General features: G+C 70.6%; 23 protein-coding genes. 4 read left to right on the top strand and 19 right to left on the bottom strand.

Annotated elements, in window-relative coordinates; all coding sequences use genetic code 11:
• Window positions 1-11: 11 nt before the first annotated feature.
• The 4 genes from KV106_RS00880 to KV106_RS00865 all read right to left on the bottom strand — a co-directional run bounded on the left by KV106_RS00880 (window position 12) and on the right by KV106_RS00865 (window position 5,125).
• Window positions 12-1,013, bottom strand: a complete 1,002-nt coding sequence (locus tag KV106_RS00880) for a hydroxyacid dehydrogenase (RefSeq protein WP_261205703.1) — start codon at window positions 1,011-1,013, stop codon at window positions 12-14.
• 32 nt (window positions 1,014-1,045) lie between these two features.
• The gene (locus tag KV106_RS00875; protein WP_057590284.1) at window positions 1,046-2,086 is read right to left on the bottom strand and encodes a LacI family DNA-binding transcriptional regulator; all 1,041 of its coding nucleotides are present in this window, start codon (window positions 2,084-2,086) and stop codon (window positions 1,046-1,048) included.
• A 49-nt stretch (window positions 2,087-2,135) separates the two neighbouring features.
• Window positions 2,136-3,926: a TRAP transporter large permease gene (locus tag KV106_RS00870; protein WP_261205965.1), complete on the bottom strand. Its 1,791-nt coding sequence runs from the start codon at window positions 3,924-3,926 to the stop codon at window positions 2,136-2,138.
• 158 nt (window positions 3,927-4,084) lie between these two features.
• On the bottom strand, window positions 4,085-5,125 hold the full coding sequence (locus KV106_RS00865; RefSeq protein WP_261205702.1) for a TRAP transporter substrate-binding protein: 1,041 nt from the start codon (window positions 5,123-5,125) through the stop codon (window positions 4,085-4,087).
• Window positions 5,126-5,573: 448 nt separating this feature from the next.
• On the opposite strand from KV106_RS00865, the gene KV106_RS00860 reads away from it, so the two are divergent.
• Complete coding sequence (locus KV106_RS00860) at window positions 5,574-6,101, top strand: HD domain-containing protein (protein ID WP_261205701.1); 528 nt, start codon at window positions 5,574-5,576, stop codon at window positions 6,099-6,101.
• A 24-nt stretch (window positions 6,102-6,125) separates the two neighbouring features.
• On the opposite strand, the gene KV106_RS00855 is transcribed toward KV106_RS00860, so the two are convergent.
• From KV106_RS00855 to KV106_RS00810, 10 genes are all read right to left on the bottom strand, one after another.
• Window positions 6,126-7,568 (bottom strand): PAN domain-containing protein, encoded by a 1,443-nt coding sequence (locus KV106_RS00855; RefSeq protein ID WP_261205700.1) that lies wholly within the window; start codon window positions 7,566-7,568, stop codon window positions 6,126-6,128.
• A gap of 188 nt (window positions 7,569-7,756) precedes the next feature.
• Window positions 7,757-9,313: an MFS transporter gene (locus KV106_RS00850; protein WP_261205699.1), complete on the bottom strand. Its 1,557-nt coding sequence runs from the start codon at window positions 9,311-9,313 to the stop codon at window positions 7,757-7,759.
• Between the two features lie 76 nt (window positions 9,314-9,389).
• Window positions 9,390-10,025, bottom strand: coding sequence for a PqiC family protein (locus tag KV106_RS00845; protein WP_057597469.1), 636 nt, complete (start codon window positions 10,023-10,025; stop codon window positions 9,390-9,392).
• Entirely contained in the window at window positions 10,022-11,674 is a 1,653-nt protein-coding gene (locus KV106_RS00840) for a PqiB family protein (RefSeq protein WP_057597468.1), read from the bottom strand. Before KV106_RS00840 ends, KV106_RS00845 begins: the two co-directional genes overlap by 4 nt.
• Entirely contained in the window at window positions 11,671-12,384 is a 714-nt protein-coding gene (locus tag KV106_RS00835) for a paraquat-inducible protein A (protein ID WP_057597467.1), read from the bottom strand. Before KV106_RS00835 ends, KV106_RS00840 begins: the two co-directional genes overlap by 4 nt.
• A complete protein-coding gene (locus tag KV106_RS00830; protein ID WP_057597466.1) occupies window positions 12,381-13,019 on the bottom strand; it encodes a paraquat-inducible protein A in 639 nt (212 codons plus the stop codon). Before KV106_RS00830 ends, KV106_RS00835 begins: the two co-directional genes overlap by 4 nt.
• A 20-nt stretch (window positions 13,020-13,039) precedes the next feature.
• Window positions 13,040-14,479: an MFS transporter gene (locus KV106_RS00825; RefSeq protein ID WP_057597465.1), complete on the bottom strand. Its 1,440-nt coding sequence runs from the start codon at window positions 14,477-14,479 to the stop codon at window positions 13,040-13,042.
• Complete coding sequence (locus tag KV106_RS00820; RefSeq protein WP_057607291.1) at window positions 14,479-15,696, bottom strand: multidrug effflux MFS transporter; 1,218 nt, start codon at window positions 15,694-15,696, stop codon at window positions 14,479-14,481. The genes KV106_RS00825 and KV106_RS00820 overlap by 1 nt, the downstream gene beginning before the upstream one ends.
• 71 nt (window positions 15,697-15,767) lie before the next feature.
• On the bottom strand, window positions 15,768-17,063 hold the full coding sequence (locus tag KV106_RS00815; protein ID WP_409976474.1) for an LLM class flavin-dependent oxidoreductase: 1,296 nt from the start codon (window positions 17,061-17,063) through the stop codon (window positions 15,768-15,770).
• Between the two features lie 52 nt (window positions 17,064-17,115).
• A complete protein-coding gene (locus KV106_RS00810) occupies window positions 17,116-17,925 on the bottom strand; it encodes an SDR family NAD(P)-dependent oxidoreductase (protein ID WP_261205697.1) in 810 nt (269 codons plus the stop codon).
• A 272-nt stretch (window positions 17,926-18,197) separates the two neighbouring features.
• On the opposite strand from KV106_RS00810, the gene KV106_RS00805 reads away from it, so the two are divergent.
• The gene (locus KV106_RS00805; RefSeq protein ID WP_057597463.1) at window positions 18,198-19,496 is read left to right on the top strand and encodes an MFS transporter; all 1,299 of its coding nucleotides are present in this window, start codon (window positions 18,198-18,200) and stop codon (window positions 19,494-19,496) included.
• A 7-nt stretch (window positions 19,497-19,503) separates the two neighbouring features.
• On the opposite strand, the gene KV106_RS00800 is transcribed toward KV106_RS00805, so the two are convergent.
• From KV106_RS00800 to KV106_RS00790, 3 genes are all read right to left on the bottom strand, one after another.
• The gene (locus KV106_RS00800) at window positions 19,504-19,734 is read right to left on the bottom strand and encodes a hypothetical protein (RefSeq protein WP_261205696.1); all 231 of its coding nucleotides are present in this window, start codon (window positions 19,732-19,734) and stop codon (window positions 19,504-19,506) included.
• 111 nt (window positions 19,735-19,845) lie between these two features.
• Window positions 19,846-20,469, bottom strand: a complete 624-nt coding sequence (locus tag KV106_RS00795) for a pyridoxamine 5'-phosphate oxidase family protein (RefSeq protein WP_261205695.1) — start codon at window positions 20,467-20,469, stop codon at window positions 19,846-19,848.
• On the bottom strand, window positions 20,466-21,665 hold the full coding sequence (locus KV106_RS00790) for an MFS transporter (RefSeq protein ID WP_261205694.1): 1,200 nt from the start codon (window positions 21,663-21,665) through the stop codon (window positions 20,466-20,468). The genes KV106_RS00795 and KV106_RS00790 overlap by 4 nt, the downstream gene beginning before the upstream one ends.
• 78 nt (window positions 21,666-21,743) lie before the next feature.
• Between KV106_RS00790 and KV106_RS00785 the strand changes: the two genes are divergently transcribed.
• Window positions 21,744-22,643 carry a LysR substrate-binding domain-containing protein gene (locus KV106_RS00785; RefSeq protein WP_261205693.1) on the top strand — a complete coding sequence of 300 codons (900 nt, stop codon included), beginning with the start codon at window positions 21,744-21,746 and terminating at the stop codon, window positions 22,641-22,643.
• A gap of 140 nt (window positions 22,644-22,783) precedes the next feature.
• The gene (locus tag KV106_RS00780) at window positions 22,784-24,019 is read left to right on the top strand and encodes an MFS transporter (protein WP_261205692.1); all 1,236 of its coding nucleotides are present in this window, start codon (window positions 22,784-22,786) and stop codon (window positions 24,017-24,019) included.
• On the opposite strand, the gene KV106_RS00775 is transcribed toward KV106_RS00780, so the two are convergent.
• Together KV106_RS00775 and KV106_RS00770 are read right to left on the bottom strand one after the other, a co-directional pair.
• Entirely contained in the window at window positions 24,012-24,398 is a 387-nt protein-coding gene (locus KV106_RS00775; protein WP_261205691.1) for a hypothetical protein, read from the bottom strand. The genes KV106_RS00780 and KV106_RS00775 overlap by 8 nt on opposite strands.
• A gap of 107 nt (window positions 24,399-24,505) precedes the next feature.
• Window positions 24,506-26,188 carry an NAD(P)H dependent flavin oxidoreductase family protein gene (locus KV106_RS00770; protein ID WP_261205690.1) on the bottom strand — a complete coding sequence of 561 codons (1,683 nt, stop codon included), beginning with the start codon at window positions 26,186-26,188 and terminating at the stop codon, window positions 24,506-24,508.
• Window positions 26,189-26,245 lie beyond the last annotated feature (57 nt).

Genomic DNA, 26,245 nt, shown 5'->3' with positions numbered 1-26,245 from the left:
GGGGAAAGGGATCAGGCCGGCACGCCGAAGGCCTGGCGCCAGCGATGGGCCTCGGTGGCATTCACCGCGCCCTTCGGCACCCGGCCCTGGAAGATCTCGGCCAGCTGCGACACGGTTTCCATCGCCTGGTGCTCGACCGCGGGCGGCGTGAGGCCGCCGATGTGCGGCGTGGCGATCGCGCGCGGATGGCGCGCCACGGCGGGCGACGGCATCTGGTCGGGCGCGCGGCCCACGTCGAGCGCGCAGCCCGCGATCGTGCCGGCATCGAGTGCCGCGACCAGCGCATCCTCGTCGACCAGGTTGCCGCGCGCGGCATTGATGAAGAAGGCGCCCGGTTGCATCGCCGCGAAGGCCGCGGCGTTCATGAGGTTCTCGGTGTCTTCGGTGGCCGCCGCGAGGCAGACCACGAAGTCCGATTGCGCGAGCAGCTCGTCGAAGCCGGCCTGCGCGATGCCGGGCTGCGCCACCACCGCGAAGGGATCGTGCACCACCACGCGCATGCCGAGCGCCTGCGCGACGGTGCAGAGGTAGCGTGAGATTTGCCCGTAGCCGATCACGCCGAGCGTGGCGCCGCGCAGCTCGCGGCCCATGGCGGGCGGCACCGGCAGGCCCGCGTGGTAGAGCGCGGTCGAGGTGCTGATGCCGCGCGCGAGGTCGATCATCGCGCCCACGATCCATTCGGACACCGAGGCGATGAAGCCCGCGCTGGCCTGCGTCACGAGCACGCCGTGGCGGCTCGCGGCGGCGAGGTCGATGTTGCGGATGTCGATGGCGCAGCGCACGAAGGCCTGCAGCTTCGGCAGCGCGGCGAACAGCGCCTCGTCGCCCACGGTCTGGCGGTAGGAGACGATGGCGTCGCAGTCGCGCGCCAGCTCGGCGATCTCGTGCGACGAGAGATCGCGGTCCTCGGGATTGAAGCGCACCTGCGCGAAGGCGCGCAGCTCGTTGCTGGCGCGCTCGCCGAAGTAGTGGGCGAGCTTGCTCTGGGGATGGCTGACGAAAACCGTGGTCATGGACAAGGCAGGAAGAAAAGAAAAAGGCGGCCTCAGCCGCGCGGCGGCGCCACCGAGTCGCGCGCCACCAGCGTGGGCGCGAACAGGAACTCGCCCGCGGGCAGCGCGCCGTCGGCCAGGCGGCTCATCACGCGCTCGACCATCACCTGCGCCATCTCGGGCACCGGCACGCGCACCGAGGTCATCGCGGGGTACATCAGGGTGGAGAGGAACACGTTGTCGATGCCGACCACCGACACGTCGTCGGGCACCGCGAGCCCGGCATCGCGAAAGCCCGCCATCAGGCCGTAGGCCAGCAGGTCGTTGACGCCGACCACGCCGGTGGGCCGCTCGGGCAATTGCGCGAGCTGGCTGGCCTGGGTGCGGCCCAGCTCGCTCATCATCGAGTCGCCGTACTCGTCGACCGGCAGCCCTTCGACCACGCGCGCGCTGCTCTCGAGGCCGGCTGCGCGCGCGGCCGCGAGAAAGCCCTGGATCTTCTCGTTGCGGCTCATGGTGCGCCCCGATGGCGTGACGAAAGCCAGCCGCCGGTGGCCCCGTTCGATCAGGTGCGCGGTGGCGATGCGCGAGGACTCGAAGCTGTCGACCGTGACGTGGTCGATCACCGAGGCCTCGCCGGGCGTGGCGCGCCGGTCGTAGCTCACCACCACCAGGCCGCGCTCGGCCGCGGCCTCGACATGCTGCTCGTCGATCAGCGAGGAGATGATGATCACGCCGCGCACGCCGTGCGCCATCAGGTCCTCGAAGAAGCGCGCCTCGCGTTCCTTCTCGCGGTAGGTGTTGCCGATCATGATGCGAAAGCCGTAGCGCTCCTGCGCCAGCGCCTCGACCTCGCGCGCGATGAAGCCATACATCGGGTTGGCCATCGAGGGCACCAGCAGGCCGATCAGCGGCGTGTGGCCGGTCTTGAGCTGCCGCGCCGAGGTGTTGGGCCGGTACTTGAGTTCGCGGATGGCGTCCTGCACCCGCTCGAGGGTGGCGGCCGCCATGCGGTCCACGCGGCCATTCAACACGTTCGACACGGTGCTGGTCGAAACGCCCGCGCGCTGGGCGACATCGCTGATTCTGCTCACGGTTTTCGGGGTCCTTTCGGGTTCATCGCGGTCCTGCGGTCGTGCCTCGTCACAGCCCCATGCGCGTCGGCAGCCAGACCGAGAAGGCCGGCACCAGCACCAGCAGCACCAGGGTGACGAACAGCACCGCGAGGTATTTCATCATCGGCCGCGCCACGTCCTTCACCTGGGTGCCGGTGATGGCGCAGGTGGCGAACAGGCCCAGGCCCACCGGCGGCGCGAACAGGCCGAAGCCCATGGCGATGACCATCACGGTGCCGAAGTGCAGCGGATTGACGCCCAACTGCGCCGCGATCGGTGTCAGCAACGGCCCGAAGATGATGAGCGCGGGCGCGCCCTCGAGGATGGCGCCGAACACGATCATGATCAGCACCGAGAGCATCACGAACATGGTGCTGCCCCATGCGTGCGCGAACTCGATCATGAACGACGACAGGTACTGCGGGATCTGCTGGATTGTCAGCGCAAACGAGAGGCTGGAGGCGGCCGCCACGATGAACAGGATGCTGCCCGCCATCGAGGCCGAGCGCACGAACAGGCGCGCCACCGACGACCAGGTGAGCTCGCGGAAGGCCAGCCAGCCCACCACCAGCGCGTAGACCACGGCGAAGGACGAGACCTCGGTCGAGGTCGCGACGCCCGAGGTCACGCCCTTGCCGATCATCGCCACCATCACCAGCGCGACCAGCGCGCCGCCGAGCAGCCGGAACATGGGCGTGCGCACGTCGAAGGCCTGGTCGGGGTCGATGCGCGCGCCGACGTAGATGGTGACCGCGGCCAGCGAGAGCGCGAGCACCACGGCGGGCACGAGGCCGGCCATGAACAGCCCGGCGATCGAGATGTTGGCGACGAAGCCCATGATGATCATGTTGATGCACGGCGGGATGGTCTCGGCCATCACCGCGGTGCAGGCCAGCAGGCCGGCGGTCTCGTTCGGGTCCTGCTTCGTTTTGCGCACGGCCGGCATGATGATGCCGCCGACCGCGGCGATGTCGGCCAGCTTGGAGCCCGAAACGCCCGAGAAGAAGGCGGTGGCCGTGATGGTGATCAGGCCCAGGCCGCCGCGCAGGCGGCCGAACATGCGCAGCAGCAGCTCGATCAGCCGCGAGGACATGCCGTTGGATTCCATCAGCAGGCCGGCCAGCACGAAGAAGGGAATGGCGAGCAGCACGTAGTGGTCGGTGCCGGCCATCACCTGCTGCGAATAGACCAGCATCGGCAGCGAGGGATCGGCCATGAAGAACACCAGCGACGAGAGCGCGAGCACGAAGGCGATCGGCACGCCGAGCATCAGGCCGCCGAGGAAGCCGGCGGTCAGCAGCATCCAGGGCGCGATGGCGTGGCCGGGCACGAAGGCGTTCCAGCCCACGACGGCGGCGGTGAGCGCGATGCCGACGGCCAGGGTGCTCCACACGCGCCGTGCCGGTCCGTTGACGGCATTGGCGAGGCCGAAGAGCGTCATGAACAGGCTGCCGATGACCACCGGGTAGACGTAGATCCACTGCGGCAGGCCGATCGGGGTGGTCATGTTGTAGGCGTCGAGCAGCAGCTCCCACGAGGAGACGAGCAGGCTGGCCGAGACGCCGACCACGATCCAGTTGCCGAACTGGATCAGCGCGGGCTGCCAGCGCGCGGGCAGCAGGCCGCGAAACAGGTCGACGCCCACGTGCTGGCTGCGCGCGAGCACGGTGGCGGCACCGAAGAAGACCTGGATCACCATCAGCGCGCGCGCGACCTCCTCGGCCCAGTCGAAGGGGTCGTGCAGGAAGTAGCGGAACACGACCGAGACGAAGACGATGAGAACATCGATCGCGAGCACGACGCCCGCCACGTTCTCCATGGCGCGCGTGAGCCAGGCGAGGCCGCGGCCCGCGGGGTGGGCGGTGCTGAAGCCCAGGGCGCGCGGATTGTGGCCATGGCCCGCGGCCGGCAGCGGCGACACGGGCGGCAAAACGGGCGTGACCGGAGCCATCGGAGGCAGGACGCTGGACATGCCGGTCAGGCGCGGGCGGCGTTGATGGCGGCGAACAGCGGCCCGGTCTCGGGATACTGTTTGGCGAAGGCCGACCAGAGCCTGGCCTCCATCTCCTTGCGCACCTGGTCGCGCTCGTTCTTCGCCATCGGCGTGAAGCTCAGGCCCAGCTTCTTCAGTTCCTCGATGGCGCCCTGCCCTTTCTCGGCGCCGATCTGGCGTTGCTGCGCGGTCGACTCGGCCGCGGCCTTGAGGAAGGCCGGGCGCAGGTCGGCCGGAATGCGGTCCATGGCGCGGCGCCCGGCGATGCAGACCATGGGGCTGAACAGGTGCTCGGTCATCCAGCAGTGCTTGACGACCTCGTTGAGCTTGCTCGCGAGCACGGTGGCGGCATCGTGCTCGAAGCCGTCGACGACGCCGGTCTGCGCGGCCATGTAGAGCTCGCCGAAGGAGATGGGCGTGGGGATGGCGCCCATGATCTTGAAGGTCTCGATGAAGGCGGGCGTGGGCAGCACGCGCAGCTTGACGTTCTTCACCTCGGCCAGCGACTTCACGGGCTGCTTGGTGTAGACGTTGCGCGCGCCGTAGTGCTGGCCCCAGGTGATGACCTGGCAGCCGGTGCTCTTCACGAGCATGTCGTTGAGCTTGGCACCGACGCCGCCGTCGAGGGCCTTGGCGACATGCTCGTAGCTGTCGAACAGGTAGCCGAGGTCGAGCATGCCGAACTGCGGCGTGACGGTGGCCCAGATCGAGGAGCCGGTGAGCATCATGTCGATGGAGCCGACCTTGACCTGCTGCACGACGTCGCTTTCCTTGCCGAGCTGGTTGTTGGGAAAGTAGTCGATGCGGATGCGCTCGCCGACGGCCTCCTTGAGGTTGACCTGCATGAGCTGGTTCCACGCGAAGTGCGAGGAGTTGAGGTCGGCGACGTGCGAGGACGACAGGCGCAGCGCGACGGTCTTGTCCTGCGCGGCGACGAAGGGCGTGAATCCCGTGCCGGCGGCCGCCATCGCTAGCGGCAGGGCCGACGATGACTGGACGAAGCGGCGGCGTGAAATCGAGGTCATGGCTTGTCTCCTGTGGGTCGGAACGCCCGTTTGGTGCCGTTTGGTGGAACGATTTACTGTATCGATACACAAGACGGGCGGCAATGTGGTTTCGGTAGGTGTTTTCCTTCGTAAACGGCGGTTTTTTGCGGCGCTGTGGACGCGTGCACAGGACAGCGGGTACTTCCCTCCGCGAATGTCCCCCGGCCTTCGGCCTCCTCCTTGATTTCGCTGCGGGAAGCACCCATTGCCCTGTGCACGGAGGCGCAGCAGTTGTGCGGGCCGGTTCACCCGCCCTGCCCCAGGCTCACGTCGACGGGGTACTCCCCGCAGCGAAATCAAGGAGGAGCCGATGGCGGGGGACATTCGCGGAGGGGAGTACCCCGTCGGCGTGAGCCCGCCCCCGACCTACGACAACACGGCCCCCACGCCATTGCCACAGAACACACGACCCGCTAGGGTTGTCCGCATGACCCCAGAGACCTCCCCCGACGCCGCGAGAAGCTATGCCATCCAGATGCACGGCGACCAGAAGTACGGCGTGCACCCCTACGTCCATCACCTCGATGCAGTGGTCGCGCTGCTGCGGCCCTATGGGGAACAGGCACAGGTCGTGGGTTTCCTGCACGACGTGGTGGAAGACACCGACGCCACCGTGGCCGACATCGCCGAACGCTTCGGCACCCTGGTGGCGGGTTGCGTGGCGCTGCTGAGCGACGCGCCCGGTGCCAACCGCAAGGAGCGCAAGGCCCGTACCTATGCCGCCATGTCGCATGTGAAGGGAGAGCAGGAACTCGCGCTGACCGTGAAGGCCGCCGACCGCCTGGCCAACGTGCGCGCCTGCGTGGCCGATGGCCATCGCGACCTCTGGGAGACCTACCGCGGCGAGCACGCCACCTTCAAGGCCGCCGCCTACCGGGCCGGCCAGTGCGATCCGCTCTGGACCGAACTCGACGCCCTGCTCTCGGCCTGGCCGTCGAATCCGCCGCCGCGCTGAGCGATCCCGCGCCCGATGCGCGCCTCAGCGGCCGCAGGCCGGGTGCTTGCGGCCTTCGGTGTCGTTGGGCAAGCCCATGAAGTCCAGGATGTGAGGTGCCGTGCCATCCACCTGCAGCAACGGCGCCGCGCTCAGGTTGCCCTGGCAATAGGCGGTCTTGAGCGGGTTGAGGTAGTTGTTGTTGAGGATCAGCAGCGTGTCTCGCTCCGAGGCCGCCTGTCCGCCATGGCCGCTGCCCACGCCGCCATGGTCCGAGGTCACCACGACGAGCCACTCCTCGTTCGCATAGTTCGGCCGCGCCGTCAGCGCCGCCAGCACCTGCGCGATCTGCTGGTCCTCGGCCGCGATCTTGCCCCGATAGAAGGCATTGAGCGGGTCGTAGCTCGGTGCATGCACGTCCACGTTGTGCAGGTAGTAGAAGATCGCCGTCGGCGCATGCTTCCAGCTCAGCCAGCCCTTGACCGTGTCCGTGGCCTGCTGCGAATTCTTGGCCGCGTTGGCGACCACGAAGTCGGCCTTCGCGGGCCGCAGGTTGTGCGTGATGTTGAACCAGTCGCCCACCACTGCCGTCGTGGCCGTCGGCCAGGCCTCCTTGATCCGGTCGAACACGTGCGTCTTGCGCAGCGGCAGGCTGGTGTCGTTGGACGTCACGCCGTGCTTGTCGGCCCAGAACCCCGTGAACACCGACGACCAGCCGGGACCGCTCACCGTCGCCTGCTTCGTGCCGCCGGCCAGCACGTTGCCGTGGAAGGCCCCGCCCGCGATCAATGCCGACATCGCGGGCGTCGCCACGCAGCCCGCGCACTGCACCGCATCGCCGCGCAGGCCGTCGATACCGATCAGCAGCACATGCCTGTTGCCCGGCACGGGGTTGGGAATACCTTCGCCCGCGATCAGCGAATAGTGGTCGTAGGGATGGCCGGGATAGTCCGTCTTCAGTCCGCCCACGTCGCTCGCGCGCTTGTCGCTGAGGTCGCAGCGCTGCTGGGCCTTGTAGTAGTCGAAGGAACGGCACCAGGTCGACCGGCTCGCGTCGGTGCACGCATTGGCGCAGTCGCCGGGCGTCACCGACTGCAGGCTCTCGGTGTTGTGGCCGCTGATCGCCGCATCGGGCGTTCGCACGAAAGGCTTCAGCGGGTCGGGCTTGAGGCTGTAGTGGTCATAGGGATGGCCGGGGTAGTCGGTCTTCAGGCCGCCCACGTCCTCGGCGCGCTTGTCGCTGAGATCGCAGCTCTGGTTGGCCCGGTGGTGGTCGAAGGACACGCACCAGGCCGCGCGCGGCGCCCCGAGGCAGGCCGCGGCGCACATCTCGGGCCTGGACTGCGCCAGGTTCTCGACGTTGTGGCCCGCGATGGCCGCATTGGGCGTTGGCGCGAACGCGTCCAACGAGGCCGCGGCGGCGGGGCCGGCGAGCGCCGCGGCCGTCAGGAACAGGCCAGCCAGGCGTGCCCGGATCGATGACTTCATGATGTCTCCTCATCACAGGGGTCGTGGGGATGATTCCCTCGCTGCCTCGCCGTGTCTGCCGTGGCGAATGCAACTTCGGGCGGAGTAAATCACTGGCGCTTGCCATCGATCCAATTCAAAAATCTTCGGTGTCGCATAGAGCAGGCCTATGCATCGTCCTGTCATCGAAAGGTGTCATGGCACCGCGTTCAGGGGCGGTTGCCGGCCTTGCCGCCGATCATGCGCCACGCACTGACGGCGCTGAGCAGCGCCAGCCCGGCGCTCAGCAGCATCACCCAGCGAAATCCCGCCACGAAGGCTTCGGCCACCGCGCGCCGCAAGGTCTCGGCCGTGGCGGCGTCCACGCCCGGCGGCATGGCGGCGCCGGCGAGACTGGCGCGCTCGCCTTCGAAGAAGGCCGTCACCTGCGCCGAGGCGCCCGCGGCCTGCAGCCGCTCGGCCAGCGCGGCGTCGAAGGCCCAGGCCATGACCGCGCCGAACACCGCGATGGCCAGCACCGCGGCCGCGCGCGAGACCGCGTTGTTCACGCCCGAGGCCACACCCGCGAGGTCGGGGCCGACGGCATTCATCACCGTGGTGGTGAGCGGCGCCACGGTCACCGCCATGCCCAGGCTCAGCACCACCACGGCCGGCAGGAAGCCGCTCCAGTAGCTCGCGCCGACGCCGGGCAGCGCGAACAGCCCGAAGCCCACGGCCGCGATCGCGGGCCCGATCACCAGCGGCAGCCGCGGTCCGAAACGGTCGACCAGCTGGCCGGCCCAGGCCGAGAGCGCGAACATGACGAGGATGAAGGGCAAGAGCGCCGCGCCGGCCGCCGTGGCCGACCAGCCCTGCACCTGGATCAGGTTGAGCGGGAAGAAATAGAGGCCGCCGCCGAGCGCCGCGTAGAGCAGCAGGGTGAGCAGGTTGGCGCCGCTGAAGTTGCCGCTGCGAAACAGCGAGAGCGGCAGCATCGGTGCGCGCACGCGGCGCTCGATGGCGACGAAGCCGACGCTGCCCGCGATGCCGATCGCCAGCGCCGCGCGCACGGCCGCCGAGGCCCAGCCCTGCGTGGGCGCCTCGATGAACGCATAGACGATGCCGCCGAGCCCGGCCGTGGCCAGCAGCGCGCCCCAGGGATCGAGGCCGCCGCGGGCCGAGGCGCCGCGGCTCTCGGGCACGTGGCGCCAGCAGATCCACAGCACCAGCAGCGCCATCGGCACGTTGATCAGGAAGGCCCAGGTCCACGAGAAATGATCGACCAGGAAGCCGCCGAGCACCGGCCCCACGGCCCCCGTGATGCCGCTGAAGCCCGACCAGGTGCCGATGGCCTTGCCGCGCGCCTTCTCGGGAAAGGCCGCGCTGATCAGCGCCAGGCTGCCCGGCACCAGCATCGCGCCGCCGAGGCCCTGCACCGCGCGCGCGGCGATCAGCTGCTGCACGCTGGCCGCGAGCGCGCAGGCCACCGACGAGAACGCGAAGATCGCGACGCCGATCGCGAACACGCGGCGGCGCCCGAAATGGTCGCCGAGCGCGCCGCCCACCAGCAGCAGCGCGGCCAGCAGCAAGGCATAGGACTCGACCACCCACTGCGCCTGGAAGGCGGTGGCGCGCAGGTCGGCCTGGATCGCGGGCAGCGCGACGTTGACGACCGTGCCGTCGATGAAGGCCATGCTCGAGCCGACGATGGCCGCGGCCAGCACCCAGGGCCTGGAGGCCTCGGGGCAACCGGTGTCGTCGCCGGGCGTCTTGCCGATCTGTGCCATCGCTGGTCTCCGCTCCAGAGCATCGATTCGCCACCCCGCCCTGCCCCGCCCCGCTGCTGGCGCGGGACGGCCGCCATCAAGGCGCGCAGGCGGTCGCCGACGGATTCGCGCGCGCGGCAGCCACGCTGCGCGCCATCGCCGCGGCTGCGGCCGCGGTCACGCGCTGGGCGCCCTGCGCCACCGCGTCCATGCCGGTGCCCACGGGTTCGCCGGCCTCGAAGCTGCACACCAGGGTGCGCGGCTCGTCGGCGCGCCGCAGGGTCCAGCTGAAGGCCGCTTCCACGCGCCCGCCGTCGACCGCGTCGAACTGCTTGAGCTGGGCCGCGATGCGCCACACCGGCTGCACATTGGGGCGGCCGCCCTTGCTGACGTCGAGCGCGCCCAGGCGCGTGGCGATGCCGCTGGCCAGCGCGTCGCGCAGCTCGTTCTCGAACGACGAAGCCCAGCGGTGCTGCTCGAGCACCTCGACCTGCACGCTGCCGCCGGGCTTGCGCACCACCATCTGCGGCCGGGCCAGCCGCTCGGGCACGGCCACGGGCGCGAGCTCGATGGCCAGCGGCACGGTACCGCTGGCGGCGGGCGCGGCGATCTGGTCCGCGGGCACGCTGCTGGCAAGGGTGTAGTAGCTGTCGGGCTTGCTCGCGCAGCCCGCGGCGAGCGCGGCCAGCACGGCGATGCCGGCGAGAAGGGTTCGGCTGTGCGTCTTCGTCATTTCTTGTCGTCCGGTTTGCCGCGCAGCAGCGATTCGGGATGGCGCTCGAGGTAGTCGGTCAGCACGCGCACCGAGCCGGCGGCGCGCGTGAGTTCCTGCAGCATCTGGCGCGTGTCCTGCTGCAGCGGCGAGTCGTCGGCCAGCGTGCGCTCGGCCGAGTTCACGGTCTTGCGCACGTCCTTCATGGCCGCGGCCAGTTCGGGCGTCACGTCGTTGTTGATGCGGCTCACCGTCTGCTCGGTGGCGGTCAGCGTCTTGTTGAGCGTGGCCAGCGTGGTGCGCAGGTCCTGCGCGATCTGCTCGTAGGGCACCTTGTTGAGCTTGCTCGCGATCTCCTGCACCTGCGACTGGATCTCGTCGAGGCTGTTGGCCATGGTCGGCAGCTCGATCGGGCTCTTGCTCAGGTCGATCTTGGCGGGCGGCGCCTTCGGGAAGAAGTCGAGCGCGACGTAGACCGAGCCCGTGATCAGGTTGCCGTTGCGCAGCTGCGCGCGCAGGCCCTTCTCGGTGAGGAAGCGCAGCCGCTCCTGCTGCGAGAAGCGCGGCTCGTTCTCGCTCGCGCGATCGGTGCTGCGGCGGCGCAGCCGGTCGGGATAGATCTGCACCAGCACCGGCATGCGGAACTCGCGCTCGGCGCGGTCGAACTCCACGCCGATCGACTTGACCTCGCCGATCACCACGCCGCGGAAGTCGACCGGCGCGCCCGGCACCAGGCCGCGCAGCGACTGGTTGAAATACATCAGCAGCGTCTGCGAGGGACCGTCGGGCTCCTTCATCGCCGTGGTCTCGTCGGCCGCCAGCATGAAGGCCGTGTTCTCCTTCGCGAGCGGGCCCATGGCGTCGTCGGGCGCCTGGAACGCGATGCCGCCGAGCAGGATGGTCGCGAGCGACTGGGTGCGCAGTGTGAAGCCGCTGGCGCTGAGTTGCGCATCGATGCCGCTGGCCTGCCAGAAGCGCGTGTTGACGCCCACGAACTTGTCGTAGGGCGCGTTGACGAACACGCGCAGCGTCACGCCGCGGCCGTCGCCGTCGAGCTCGTAGGCCGCGACCTGTCCCACCTTGATGCGACGGAAGTAGACGGGCGAGCCGACGTCGAGCGAGCCGATGTCGGCCGCGCGCAGCAGGAACTGCTGGCCCGAGTCGTCGCGCGTGACGATGGGCGGCGCCTCCAGGCCCTTGAACTCGCCCGAGGTCTCCTTCGACACGCCGGCGTCGGCGCCGATGTAGGCGCCCGACAGCAGCGTGTTCAGGCCCGAGATGCCCGAGGTGTCGAGCCGCGGCCGCACCACCCAGAAGCGCGAGTCCTCGGAGGTGAAGCCCTCGGCCTCCTTGTTGAGCTGCACCAGCACGCGCACGTGCGAGCGGTCGCGCGCCAGGCGCAGGCTCTGCACCAGGCCGATCTGCACGTCCTTGTACTTGACGGCGGTCTTGCCGGCCTCCAGGCCCTCGGCGGTCTTGAAGGTCAGCACGATCTCGGGGCCGCGCTCCATCAGGATGCGCGCCACCAGCATCACGCCGACCAGCGCGGCCACGATCGGGATCAGCCAGATCAGCGAGGGCAGCCACTCGCGGCGGCGCTTGACCTGCGGCCTCGGCAATGGCGGCGCGGACGGCGCCGGTCGGTCTTGCGGTCGTTCTTCTTCACTCATGCTGCTTGTTCTTCCCTGTTCTCGAAATTCTCTTGCACGGCCTGTGCCTGCCGGCTGTCCCAGGTGAGCTTCGGATCGAAGCTCAGCGAGGCCAGCATGGTCAGCACCACCACCGAGCCGAAGGCCGCGATGCCCACGCCCGCGGTGATCACCGCGAAGCCCTGGATCTGCACCAGGCCGGTCAGGAGCGACACCACGAACACGTCGAGCATCGACCAGCGGCCGATGATCTCGATGATGTGATAGAGCTTGGCCCGCTCGTGCTGCCGCCAGCTGCTGCCGCGCTGGGCCATCACCACGAGCAGGAACAGCACCGCCAGCTTGAACAGCGGCACCAGGAAGCTCGCGATGAAGACGATGGCCGCGAGCCCGTAGGCGCCCGAGACCCAGAAATAGATCACCCCGCTGAGGATGGTGTCGTACTGCGCCCCGAACAGCGTGCGCGTGATCATCACCGGCAGCAGGTTGGCCGGGATGTACATGATGCAGGCCGCGATCAGGAAGGCCCAGGTGCGCGTGAGGCTCTGCGGCTTGCGCGTGTGCAGGTGCGTGCCGCAGCGCCCGCAGGCGTCGCCCTCCTGCGCGTCCTGCCAGACGGCCGCGCAGTGCGGGCAGGCCAGCAGGCCCAGCGAGGCGGCGGTGACGACCGGCGGGTCGGCGGCGGGTTCCGGTTCGGGCGCGGGCGGCCTGCGCAAGGCGGGGAACTTCATGCGGAAGCCCCCTGCTCGTCCTCGTCGCCGGCGGCGCGGAAGGTCATCTCCCAGAACGCGCCCGGGTTGAACGACAGCACCGCCGTCAGCGTGACCGTGAGCGCCATGAAGGCCCACAGCGCCGGCCCCGCGACCACCGTCGCCATGCTCGAGAGCTTGACCACGGCCACCAGCACGCCGAGCAGGAAGACCTCGATCATTCCCCAGGGCCGCAGCGACTGCATCAGCCGCACCAGGATCGCGAAGCCCAGCGGCCGGTGCTCGCGCCGCAGCGGGATCAGCAGGTAGACCAGGATGCACAGCTGCAGCAGCGGGAACAGGATGGTGGTGGCCAGCACCAGCAGCGCCACCACCGACATGCCCTCGGCCCCGAGCACCACCACCGCGCCGGCCAGCGTGGTCTGGCTGCGCAGGCCCTGCAGCTCGATCTCGACGATCGGGAACAGGTTGGCGATCGCGAACATGATGAGGCTGGTCACGGTCAGCGGCAGGATGCGGCTTTCCTGCGCGCCCGGGTGGCGGCCGATCTCGGTGCCGCAGCGCGCGCAATGGGCCACCTCGCGCGGCTGCAGTTCGGCGCGGGCATAGACCGCGTCGCAGCCCGGGCATACCACCGTGTCAGGTACTTCCTTCATGGGGCCGTACCCTAACCTATTCAGCCCGCGTGTCCCGTCGTCCTGAGCCGCAAGCTGCTGAAGATTGCGGCGACACCGGCACAACAGCCGGCCAGCACCAGCGCCACCACCGGCCCGTGGCCGCCGTGCGGACTCCAGAGGCTGAAGACGCCGGCCAGCACCACCGCGCCCAGGGTCTGGCCCGTGAGCCGCGCGGTGCCGAGCATGCCGCTGGCCGCACCGCTTCGGTGCGCGGGCGGCGAGGTCACGATGGTGTGGTTGTTCGGCGACTGGAACAGCCCGAAGCCCAGGCCGCACAGCGCCATGCGCCAGGCGATGTCGGCATTGACCGGGTGCGCCGGCAGCAGCGCCAGCGAGAACAGGCCGGCGGCCATCAGCCCCAGGCCGATGCCGCCGAGCAGCCCGTCGGGATAGCGGCCGATCAGCCGGCCGGCCAGCGGCGCCATCGCCACGATCGCCAGCGGCCAGGCCGTGATCAGCAGGCCGGCCTCGAAATGGCTGCGGCCGTAGACCTCGAGCAGCAGGAACGGCAGCGCGATGTAGGCCAGCATCTGGGCGCAGAAGGCCGCCACCGAGGTGCCCATGGAGAGCGCGAACACCGGGATGCGCAGCAGGTCGATCGGGAACAGCGGCACCGCGAGCTTGCGCTGCCGGCGCAGGTAGACGAAGCCCACTGCCACGCCGGCCAGCAGCGTGAGCCAGGCGCTCAGCGGCGGGCCGCCCGCCGCCACCCCGCCCTCGCGCACGCCCAGGCGGTCGACGCCGAGGAACACCAGCGAGAACATCAGCACGTTGAGCGTCACGTCGACCGGCGAGAAGCGCAGGCCCGCGGCCGGCGCCACGCGGTTGAACGGCAGCGCCTTCATGCCGAGCGCGAAGGTGACGATGCCCAGCGGCACGTTGATGGCGAACAGCCACGGCCACGAGGCCACCGACAGGATGGCCGCCGCCACCGAGGGCCCGGCCACCGACGAGGTGGCGACCACCAGCGAGTTGATCGCCATGCCCTTGCCGAGCTGCGAGGACGGATAGGTCAGCCGCACCAGCGCCGCGTTCACGCTCATGATGCCGGCCGCGCCCAGGCCCTGGAAGGCGCGCGCGGCGATCAGCGTGGTCAGCGAGTTGGCGAAGGTGGCGGCCGCCGAGGACAGCGTGAACACCGCCATGCCCACCAGGTAGACGCGCCGGTAGCCCACCAGGTCGCCCAGCGAGGCCAGCGGCAGCAGCATCACGAGGATGGCGATCTGGTAGGCGTTGACCACCCAGATCGACTGCGAGGCGCTGGCGTTGAGCTCGCGCGCGATGCCCGGCAGCGCGAGGTTGACGATGGTGCCGTCGAGCACCGAGACGATCAGCCCGAGGATGATCACCAGCATCGACCAGCGCCGCGCGGGCTGGTCGAGGCCATCGCTGACGCGCGCACCGCCCTCGGTGCCCAGGCTGGCCGCCACGCTGCTCATCAGGCCTCCTGCACCCGGCGCGCCGGTTGCGTGCCGCGCCCGCCGCCCAGCGTGAGCCAGGTCAGCACGCCAGCGATCAGCGCGCCCGCGGCCATGCCGGTCACCATCGGCAGCGGGCCGCCGTCGGTGAAGGCGCCCACCACCGCCATCGCCACCGCGCCGGTCAGCATCTGCAGCGTGCCCAAGAGCGCCGAGGCGGTGCCGGCGATGGCGCCGTGCATCTCGAGCGCCAGCACGCCGGTGGTCGGGATCACGAAGCCCATGAAGCCCGAGGCGATGAAGTACAGCACGATCATCACCCACAGGCTGTCGCCGCCCATGGCGTAGTAGGCGAACATGGCGACCATCGCCACGCCGCAGCCGGCCACGCCGAACTTCACCAGCCGCGCCAGGCCGAAGCGCTCGCCGAGCGCGCCGTTGAACTGCGAGGCGCCGAAGAAGGCGGCCGCGTTCACGCCGAAGGCCACGCTGTAGAGCGCGGGCGACAGGCCGTAGTGGTCGATCATCACGAACGAGGAGTTCGCGAGGTAGGTGAAGAAGCCCGCCATCGCGAAGCTGCCGATGAACACCAGGCCCAGGTAGTGGCGGTCGCGCAGCAGCAGCCAGTAGGCCGACAGTGCGCTGCCGATGCTGCTCTCGACGCGCTCCGAGGCCGGCCGGGTCTCGGCCAGCAAGGTGGCCATCATCGCGAGGCCGGCGACGGCCGCGACGGTCACGGCCCAGAACACGCCGCGCCAGCCGGTGACCGCGATCACGCCGCTGCCCACTAGCGGCGCGAGGATCGGCGAGATGCTGAACACCAGCATCAAGAGCGACATCAGCCGCGCGGCATCGGTGCCGGTGTGCAGGTCGCGCACCACCGCGCGCGGGATCGCCATGCCGGCCGCGGCGCCCAGGCCCTGGATGAAGCGCAGCGCGATCAGGGTCTGGATGTCGGTCGCCAGCGCGCAGCCCACGCTGGCGATCGCGAACACCGCGAGGCCCGCGTACAGCGGCGGCTTGCGGCCCACCATGTCGGAGACCGGCCCGTACAGCAGCTGGCCCGCGCCCAGCGAGATGAAGAAGGCCGTGAGGCTCATCTGCACCGCGCCGATGTCGGCGCGCAGGCTCTGGCCGATCGCCGGCAGGGCCGGCAGGTACATGTCGATGGCGAAGGGACCGATGGCGGAGAGCAGGCCCAGCAGCAGGGCCATGCGGAAGAAGGGAGAGGAACGCATTGGAGCGATTGTCGCCAATGCGCCGCCCGCGCGCCGGCGGCGCGCCCAGTGTCCCCTCGCCTCGCCCCCCGCTAATCTTGCGGAAAGAAACGGTTGGCCGGCCGCGGCAGGCCGAGGTTCTCGCGCAGGGTACGACCTTCGTATTCCTGCCTGAAGATGCCACGGCGCTGCAGTTCGGGCACCACGCGGTCGACGAAGGCATCGAGCCCGCCGGGCAGCCACGGGAACATCACGTTGAAGCCGTCGGAGCCCTCGCTCTCGAGCCATTCCTGCATCTCGTCGGCGATGGTCCGGGCGGTGCCGACGAAGGCCAGGCCGCCATAGCCGCCCAGGCGCTGCGCGAGCTGGCGCACCGTGAGGTTCTCGCGCCGGGCCAGCTCGATCACGCGCTCGCGCCCGCTCTGGCTCGCGTTGGTGGGCGGCACCTCGGGCAGCGGGCCGTCGGGGTCGAAGCTGGAGGCATCGTGGCCCAGCGCGATCGACAGCGAGGCGATCGCGCTGTCGTAGTGCACCAGGCTGTCGAGCTTGGCGCGGATCGCCTTCGCCTCGTCGACCGTGTCGGCCACGATGGTGAAGGCACCCGGCAGGATCTTGAGGTGCTCGGGGTCGCGCCCGAGCTTGCGCATGCGCGACTTGATGTCCGCATAGAAGGCACGCGCGTTCGCCAGCGTGCCCGGCGCCGCGAAGATCAGCTCGGCCGTCTCGGCCGCGAGCTGGCGCCCGGCCTCCGAGGCGCCGGCCTGCACGATCACCGGCCAGCCCTGCACCGGCCGCGCGATGTGCAGCGGCCCGCGCACCGACAGGTGCTCGCCCTTGTGGCCCAGCACATGCAGCTTGGCCGGATCGAAGAAGCGGCCGCTGTCGACGTCGCGCACGAAGGCATCGTCGGCCCAGCTGTCCCACAGGCCGGTCACCACGTCGTGGAACTCGCGCGCGCGGTCGTAGCGCGCGTCGTGCTCCATGTGGTCCTCGCGGCCGAAGTTCAGCGCCGCGTCGGGATTGGACGTGGTCACGATGTTCCAGCCCGCGCGGCCGCCGCTCAGGTGGTCGAGCGAGGCGAAGCGGCGCGCGATGTGGAACGGCTCGTCGAAGGTGGTCGAGGCGGTGGCGATCAGCCCGAGGTGCCGCGTGTGCTGCGCCAGCGCCGACAGCAGGGTGAAGGGCTCGAACGAGGTGGCCGTGTGGCTGCGCTGCAAGGCCTCGATCGGCATGTTGAGCAGCGCGAGGTGGTCGGCCATGAAGAAGGCGTCGAAGCGGCCGCGCTCCAGCGTCTGCGCGAGCTGCTTGAGCCGCTCGAAGTTGAAGTTGGCGTCGGGCCAGGCGCCCGGGTAGCGCCAGGCGCCGGTATGGATGCTGACCGGGCGCATGAAGGCGCCCAGGCGCAGTTGCTTGCGCGTGCTCACGGCCGGTCCCGGAACATCAGAAGGGCTCCTTGAAAGGCCGCAGGTCGAGTTCCTGCGTCCAGGCGCTGCGATGCTGAGCATGCAGCTGCCAGTAGCTCTCGGCGATGGCATCGAGCTGCAGCAGTCCGTCCTCGCCGGCCTGCGCGGCGCGCTGCGGCGAGCCGCTGCGCAGACGCTCCCCGTCGATGCCGCCGTCGATCACGACATGGGCGACGTGGATGCCCTGCGGGCCGAACTCGCGCGCCAGGCTCTGGCTCAGCGAGCGCAGGCCGGCCTTGGCGGCCGCGAAGGCGGCGAACGGCGGCTTGCCGCGCAGCGCGGCGGTGGCGCCCGTGAACAGCAGGCTGCCGCGCCCCGCGGGCATGGCGCCTTCGAAGGGATTGGCCAGCAGGCCGCGCAACGCCTCGCGCGCGAACACGAAGCCGCCGAGCGTGCTGGTGCGCCAGGCCTGGGTGAACTGCTCGACCGAGATCTCGAGCGTGGGCGCGCGCGCCGCGCTGGAGGCGTTGAACACCGCCACCGACAGCGGCCCGAGCGCGCGCACGCGCTGGCCGACGCCGTGCACCTCGGCCTCGCTCGCCACGTCGGCCGCGAAGGCATGGGCGGTGCCGCCCGCGGCCGCGATCTCGGCGGCCACCGCCTCGAGCTGCTGCGGCGTGCGGCCGGTCAGCGCGACGACCAAGCCCTCCTGCGCGAAGCGCCGCGCGAGCGCGGCACCGAGGCCCGCGCTCGCGCCGACGCCCGCGATCCAGGCGACGGAGGGACCACGGGAGGCGGTGGGTTCGGCGGGAGAAGAAGACGGGGAGGAAGCGGCGTTCGTGGACATCGGGGCGGGTCGGCAAAGCGTGGATCGTCACGAAGGCTATACCTGCGCCCCGGGGGCCGGAACGATGGAAAAGCGATAACCATATGCGCGAACCGGTCGAGTCCCGGGCCCGGTGCAGGCCGGCCGGGGAAGGTGCACAAGCGCCCTGCCCCGTGCTTTGGCGCCTCGATCATTTCCACGTCAGGAATGGCGGCCCTCGCCGGCCTACCATGGTCCGAGGGCCGCGGCTTTTCCTCGACGCCTCCCCTATCACACACAACAGGAGACAACACGTGAATCCGATCGAGCAGAGAACCATCTCGAAGATGAGCTGGCGGCTGTTGCCGCTGCTCATGGTCAGCTACTTCATCGCCTACCTCGACCGCGTGAACCTCGGCTTCGCCGGCGCCGCCATGTCCAAGGACCTGGGCTTCAGCGCGGCCGTGTTCGGCAGCGCGGCCGGCATCTTCTTCATCGCCTACTTCCTGTTCGAGGTGCCGAGCAACATGGCGCTCGAGCGCTTCGGCGCGCGCCGCTGGATCGCGCGGATCATGTTCAGCTGGGGCATCCTGTCGGCGGCCCAGGCCTGGGTCGGCGGCTCGACCAGCTTCAACGTCGTGCGCTTCCTGCTCGGCATCGCCGAGGCCGGTTTCTTCCCGGGCGTCATCTTCTACATCACGCTGTGGTTCCCCTCGGCCTACCGCGCGCGCATCGTCGGCTGGTTCATGTTCGCGATCCCGATCTCCACCGTGATCGGCTCGCCGATCTCGGGCTTCATCCTCAACATGGACGGGATGGGCGGCATGCACGGCTGGCAGTGGCTGTTCATCCTCGAGGCGATCCCCTCGCTGATCCTGACCTTCTTCGTGCTGTTCTACCTGCCCGACGGTCCGAAGGACGCGAAGTGGCTCACGAACGAGGAGCGCACCTGGCTGCAGGGCACGCTCGACGCCGAGCGGCGCAACCGCGAGTCGATCAACCAGATCTCGTGGAAGCAGTCCCTCTTGAACCCGCGCGTGATCGGCCTGGGCTTCGTCTACATGGGCATCACGGTGCCGCTGTACGGCCTGAGCTTCTTCCTGCCGCAGATCATCAAGGGCTTCGGCGGGCTGGGCAACGTGGAGATCGGCTTCATCAACGCCTTCCCCTACCTGGTGGGCGCGATCGCGATGCTGTTCTGGACCCGCGCCTCCGACGCGCGCAAGGAACGCAAGTGGTTCCTGCTGATCCCGCTGGCCTGCATCTTCGTCGGCCTGGTGCTGGCGGCCGAGACCAGCGCGCCGGTGCCGAAGATGGCCGCCGTGACGCTCGCGGCCTTCGGCATCTTCAGTGCCCTGCCCACCTTCTGGACCCTGCCCACCGCGATCCTCAGCGGCACGGCCGCGGCCGCGGGCATCGCCTGGATCAACTCGATCGGCAACCTCGGCGGCTACATCGGCCCGACCATCTTCGGCACGCTCAAGGACCGCATGGGCAACGACATCTACGCGGTGATCTTCCTCGCGCTGCTGGCGGCCGTGGCCTTCGTGCTGGTGCTGATCATCGGCCACGACGCGCGCACCGAGCAGGCCGCGGCGCCCGGCCGCGCCTGAAGCGCGTTCAGGAGGCCGCGCCGGCGCGCCGGGTCGCGTCCGCGGCCCGGACGGCCTCGAGCTTTCGCCAGGCCTCCCAGCACTCCTTCGAGCAGCAGGGCCACCAGCCCAGCGGCCCGACCACCGCCGCGTCGCCGCAGCCGTTGCCGCACCAGCGCAGCACGAAGGACTTGGAGCGGCGGCGCGGCACCGGGCTCGGGGGCTGCAGGGATTCGAACGGGGACTGACCGGGGTGCATGGCGGGCGGGGCTTTCTTCGCTGTCTTCGAGGGTCCGAAACGGGACCGACCTCCTGAAGACGAACGAAGGGCGCCAAACCCTCAGTCCTTCGCAAAATTTTTTGCGCTCCTTCAGTACAGCGTGGCCTTCTGCCGCGCCGGCAGCTCGCGGTCGTAGCTCGCGCCGTCGAAGGCGGCATCGGTCAGCGCCGACAGGATCGCGCCGGGCGTGGGCACGTCGGGCCGCGCCTCATCGGGCCGCGGCGCCCACAGCCGCGAACGCTGGATCGCGCGCGCGCACTGGAAGAACACGGTCTCGACCGCGATCTCGATCACGCACTGCGGCGCCTTGCCCTCCACCGCGAAGCGCGCGAGCAGCGCGGGATCGACCGTGAGCCGTGCGCGGCCGTTGACGCGCAGGGTCTCGCCCACGCCCGGGATCAGGAACAGCAGCGCCACGCGCGGATCGGCCACGATGTTGCGCAGGCTGTCGATGCGGTTGTTGCCGCGGCGCTCGGGCATCCACAGCGTCTTCTCGTCCTTTACCGCCACGAAGCCCGGCGGATCGCCGCGCGGCGAGGCATCGAGGCCGTCCGGCCCGAGGGTGGCGAGCACCGCGAACGGCGAGGCTTCGATCAGCGCGCGGTAGGACGGATGCAGCCAGTCGATCTCCTTCTTGAGCGAGGCTTCGCCGGGCTGGCCGAACAGGGCCTGGAGCTGGGCCAGGGTCTGGATCGCGTGCGGGTCGTGGGTCATGACGGTCGATGGTGAAGGGAATCCGGGGAGGGCTCGAGTTTCGCGGCACTGCGCCCGCAGGCGATGGCCATGGCGGCCAGCAGCACCGCCGCCACGCCGTAGACCCAGGCCGACGAGGCAATGGGCAACAGCAGCCCGGCCAGCACCGGCCCGGCGCCCGCGCCGATGTCGCGCCAGGTCGAGCGCGCGGCCAACGCCTGCACGCGCTCGGGTCCGGGCGTGCGGTGCGCGACGATGGGCGCGATCAGCGGCAGTTGCAGCGCGCGCAGCACCACGATCAGCGCCGCGCAGCTCCAGAGCCAGCCCAGGCCGAAGCCCACCAGCGCCAGCGCCGTGAGCAGCGACAGGCTCACCAGCAGGCGCTCGGCGCCGAAGCGCTCGGCCATGCGGCCGCCCACGGGGCCGAGCGCGATCTCCGAGAGGTAGCGCATTGCCATCAGCAGGCCGGCCACCACCACCGCCGCGCCCGGCAGCAGGTCCTTGCCGAGGTACGACAGGCCGACGATGAACAGGCCGTCGAGCGCCAGCCCTTCCATGAAGGACCAGCCGTCGAGGCTGTTCGGCCGCTGGAAGCGCCTGGCCGCCACCGCGACCGGATGCGGCGCCGTCGGCAACCGGCGCGCGGCCAGCAGCCCGAGCAGCGCCACGCCCGCCAGCAGCCAGAAGATGGTGCGCGGCCCGCTCCAGTGCGCGAGCAGCGCGCCCAGCGGCAGCGCCACCACCGGCCCGAGCGCGATGAAGGCGCGCGAGCGGCCGCTGCGGCGCGCGGCGCCCACGGGGTCGGCCGTGGCCAGCGCCTGCGTCGAGAGGTTGAAGGCCGCGAAGCACAGGCCCCAGACCAGCCGCAACGGCAGCAGCAACCACAGCCCCGAGAGCGTGGCATAGCCGAGGCAGCACAGCACCGCGCCCGCGACGGCCAGCGTGCAGGTGCGGCGGTCGCCGTGGCGCGCATAGAAGTCGGCCACCCAGCCATAGCCGGCGATGCGCACGAGGCGGTTGGCCGCGAGCAGCAGCCCCGCCTCGGCGAGCGTGACGCCGAACTGCGCGGCATACATCGGCAGCAGGAGGTAGAGCACCACGTCGCCCGGCAGCGCGAGCCCGAGCGAGAGCGCGGCATGGCGGGAGTTGCGGTCGGTGGCGGAGACGGGGGCCGCGAGAGTGGCGGGGACGGAAGCGGAACGGCGGGAAGAAGACATCGAGCCCGCATCGTGCGCCCGCAAAGCCCGCGCCGACAAACGACATTAACGCGCCGCATGCGTGACAAAATCGCACGCATGCCGTCCCGCGAGCCTCCCCTGAACGCCGTGCGCGCCTTCGCGGCCGCGGCGCGCCACCTGAGCTTCACGCGCGCGGCGCACGAACTGCACGTCACCCACAGCGCGATCAGCCGCCAGATCAAGGGCCTCGAGGCCTTCCTCGGCGTGGCGCTGTTCGAACGCCGCATCCGCCAGGTCGCGCTGACCGCCGAGGGCCAGCAGTTCTTCGCCGAGGTCGAGCCCGCGCTGGCGCAGATCGGCGCCGCCGCGCGTGCCTTGCAGGCGCAGGGCGCGGCGCGCACGGTGCGCATCAACGTGCGGCCCTCGTTCGCGGTGCGCTGGCTGATCCCGCGCCTGCCCTCCTTCGTCGAGCGCCATCCGGACATCGAGCCGCAGGTGATCACGAGCACCGTGATGCCCGAGCAGGTGGCCGACAGCTTCGACATCGCGGTGCGCCGCGGGCTCGAGGGCTGGCCCGGCGCGATCGCGGTGCGGCCCTTCCTCGAGGACGAGGTGCTGGTGGTCGGCGCGCCCGCGCTGTTCAAGGCCCATCCGCTGCGCGACCTGCGCGCGCTGGCCGCGCACGTGCAGCTGTCGGCGCGCACGCGCAAGGAGGACTGGGAGGCCTGGAAGAAACAGGTCGGCGCGCCGCGCGTGCGGCCGGCCGGGCGGCTGCAGTTCGATCACCTGCACTTCGTGCTGCAGGCCGCGGTCGACGGCCTGGGCATCGCGCTCGCGCCGACCTCGCTGGTGTCGCACGACCTCGCCTCGGGCCGGCTGCACTCGCCGCTGCCCGCGCTGCGCATGCGGCTCGAGCGCTACTACTACGGGCTCGCACCGGGCGCGGCGCCCGAGGCGCGGCAGGTGGCGGACTGGTTCGAGGACATGCTTCTCGCGCAGCAGGCCGGCGCGGGCTGATCGACGGACCGGAAGGCGGACAGCCGAACGCAGAGGGCGCGAAGGTTTCGCGAAAGTCGCGGAAGGACTTCCAAAAGAGTCTTCTTTTGCGGGTCCGTTTTCGGCCAGCCCGATGCGGCGCGGTCCACGACCATCGCCTCATGTCCTCCGCCCTGCCCCGCCCCTTTCTCCACCTGGCCCATGCCAACCTCGCGGCGCAGTCGGCCGAGCAGCTCGGCCTGGCCGCGGTGCCGCTGGTCGCCGTGATGGCCTATGGCGCGGGCGCCGCCGAGACCGGGCTGCTCGCGGCCGTGCAGACCCTGCCCTTCCTGCTGCTCGCGATGCCGCTGGGCCTGCTCGCCGACCGCATGCCGCGCCGGCGCCTGATGCTGCGCGCCGAAGTGCTGCGCGCGCTGTCGCTCTTGCTGATGCTCGCCTTGCTGGCGGCGCCGTGGTCGGCGCGCATGGGCATCGCGGGCATGGCGCTGCTGGGCTTCATCGGCGCGATCGGCACCGTGGCCTTCAGCGTCGCGGCGCCCGCGCTGGTGCCCGAGCTGGTGCCGCGCGAAGCGCTGGCGCGCGCCAATGGCCGCATCGAGCTGGCGCGCAGCGCGGCCTTCGCGGCCGGCCCCGCCGTGGCGGGCGCGCTCGTGGCCTGGACCGGCGCGGGCGCGGCCTTCGTGCTGGCGGCGGCGCTGTCGGCCGCGGCCGTGGCCCTGCTGTGGAAGCTCCCCGAGCCGGCGCGCCGCATGCCCGCCGCGCGCCATCCGTGGACCGAACTGCGCGAAGGCGCGCGCTTCGTGCTGAGCCATGCCTGGTTGCGGCCGATGCTGCTGACCGGCGCCATCTTCAACATCGCGTGGTTCGTGCTGCAGGCCGGCTACGTGCCGCATGCGGTGCGCGCGCTCGGGCTCGGCGCGCAGGGCGTGGGGCTCACGCTCGCGATGTATGGCGCGGGCATGGTGGTGGGCGCGCTGCTCACGCCGCACATCGCGGCGCGCACGAGCCCGGGCCGTGCGATCCGCGTCGGTCCCTTCAGCGCGGTGCTGGCCGCGGTGTTGATGGCGTCGACACTGCGGTGGCCCAGCGCCGGGCTCGCGGCCTTGTCGCTGTTCGTGTTCGGCGCCGGGCCGATGGTGTGGACCATCAGTTCGACCACCTTGCGCCAGGGCGTGACACCCGCGGGCATGCTGGGCCGCGTCTCGGCCGTGTTCCTCACGGTGAATGCCGGCGCGCGGCCCGTGGGCGCGGCGCTCGGCGCGGGGGCCGGCGCGCTCTGGGGCGAAGCCGGCTGCCTGCTGCTCGCGCTCGCGGGCTTCGTGCTGCAGGCGGCCGTGATCGCGCTCGCGAAGCTCGATGCCGCCCCCTCGGCGGCGGCGTTGCGCAGCCCTACTTGAGCGTCGACCAGACCATCGCGCGGCAGCCCGGCTGGTTGGCGGGCGGCAGCAGGTCGCAGTTGCGCAGCGCCTGTCGTTGGTTGTCGTTGAGGCGGTCGTAGCGATCGCGTTCCCGTTCGCGTTCGCGCTCCCAGCCGCCGCCACCGCCATGGCGGCGGTAGTCGTCGGAGCGGCGGCGCGATTCGATGTCCTGCAGGTTGTCGCGGTCCTGGCGCGAGAGGTTCTCGTTCTGCAGGCAGCGCGCGTAGGCCGGGCTTTCGGGTCGGAAGCCATAGGCCATGCAGTTCTGCTCGTCGCGCATGCGCTGTTCGCGCGCATGCTCGCCCGGTGTCACGCAGCCCGCGAGCAGCGTGCCCGCGGCAAGAGCCGCGAGCGCCATGCGCGGCGCGGAAGAACGGAAGGTGCGAGGAAGGAAAAACGGCCTGGGTTCGATACGGTTCACAGTCATTGCCGAACTCTAGGCCGCAGAGCTAGGAATGTTCTGAATCAATTCTTAAGAAGCACGTCCTCGAAGAAGGCACCGATCGGCCGTTCGAGATCACGCACCTGGACCTCGAGCACCCAGATGCCGTCGCCCGGAACGAAGTCGGCCTCGGCCAGGCGGTGCTTGCCGTAGAGCGCATGCGGAAAGTCCGAGACGCGGTGGCCACCGGTCTCGCGCACCAGCGCGCAGCCATGCGTGCGCGCGAGGCCGCTCGCGAAGTCGTAGAGCGCGGCGCCGCTCAGCCCCTGCCGCCAGGCCTCCTGCGCGCGTTCGAAGATGCCGCGCGCCGCGCGCGTGACGCGCGCGTGGTCGGCATCGGCACCGCGAACGAAGGTATCGCCGTAGTCGCCTTCGTAGCCATCCCAGACCGGGCCCAGGTCGACGGTGTAGACGTCGTCCTCGCGCAGGCGCCGCTGGCGGTCGACCGGCTCGCGCGAGGTGCGTTGCGTGTCGGGCCCGAAGCGCACATAGGTCGGATGCCAGTTGTAGGCGGCGCCGAGCCGGCGCAGATGCCGGTCGGCGACCGCGATCGCCTCGCCGGTGGTCATGCCGGGCTCGATCAGCGCGGCGATCTGCGGCAGCGCCTCCATCGAGCGGCGGCGCGCCTCGAGGATGCCGTCGCGCGTGAACGTGGCGCCCACCTTCTCCCAGGGATGGCGCACGACCTGCTTCGTGCTCGGCAGAAACACCTCGGAGACGAAGCGCGCCTTCGGCAGCCCCTCGGCCTGCAACAGCGCCCGCGCGTCGCGCACCATGGCCGGGTTGCCGCAGGCATAGACGATGGTCCGCGCCCAGTCGTGCGCGGCCTTCGATGCCGCGTGCTGCACATGCTGCTTGCCCTCCACGCGTGACGACGGCACCGCGGTCCAGCGAAAGCCCGCGTGCACGCGCGCCATCTCGTCGAGCCATGCGGCCGCATAGCAGTCGCCGGGCTCGGCCACGCCCCAGTAAAGCGACACCGTGCGGAACGCGCCGCTCGCGAGCGCCGTCCGCAGGATCGGCCGAACGCCCGCGAAGCCGGTGCCGGTGGCCAGCAGCACGAGGTGCTCGATTCCGTCGGCGGGTGCCTGCCAGACGAAGGCGCCATGGGGCCCTTCGAGCTCGAGCAGGTCCGCGGGCCGCAGCGCCGCGAGACGCTGCTCGGTGAACAGGCCGCCCGGCATGCGGCGAATATGGAACTCGAGCCGGTTCGAGGCTTCGCCCTCTTCCGACGGCCGGTTGGCGATCGAGAAGCTGCGGTGCTCGCCGTCCTCGAGCACGAACTGCGCATGCTGGCCCGGCGCGCAGCGGAAGGGCTCGGCGCTCTGCAGCTCGACCACGAGCCGCGTGACCTTGGCCGTGAGCGGCTCGCAAACCAGCACCTTCGCCGAATGCCGCGATGGCGCGAGCGCCGGCGCGCTCCAGTGCGCGAAGCGCAGCCGCAGGTCGCTGGTGGCGCGGCATTGGCACATCAGCAGTTCGCCCGCGTCGACCTGGTAGGCCGCCTCCGAAGGCGGCGCGATGCGCTCGACGCCGCCTTCGAGCAGCTGCGCGCGGCACGAACCGCATTCGCCGCGCTTGCAGGAGAACGGCACGGCCACGCCCTGCGCCAGCGCCGCGTCGAGCAGGCTGCCCGCGCCATCGAGGGGAAATCGCGGGCCGTCGGGCGCGAGGGTGCAGAAGAAATGCGTGGGCTTCGTCGTCATGGGGAGCTTCGTGGGTGGAATGCCTTGGACGCGAATCTAAATAGAATGTGGTCTTGC

Origin of the sequence: Variovorax endophyticus (assembly GCF_025376855.1) — a bacterium.
In the GTDB taxonomy this organism is placed as follows: Bacteria; Pseudomonadota; Gammaproteobacteria; order Burkholderiales; family Burkholderiaceae_C; genus Variovorax.
This window is presented reverse-complemented; position numbering and strand designations above follow the sequence as displayed.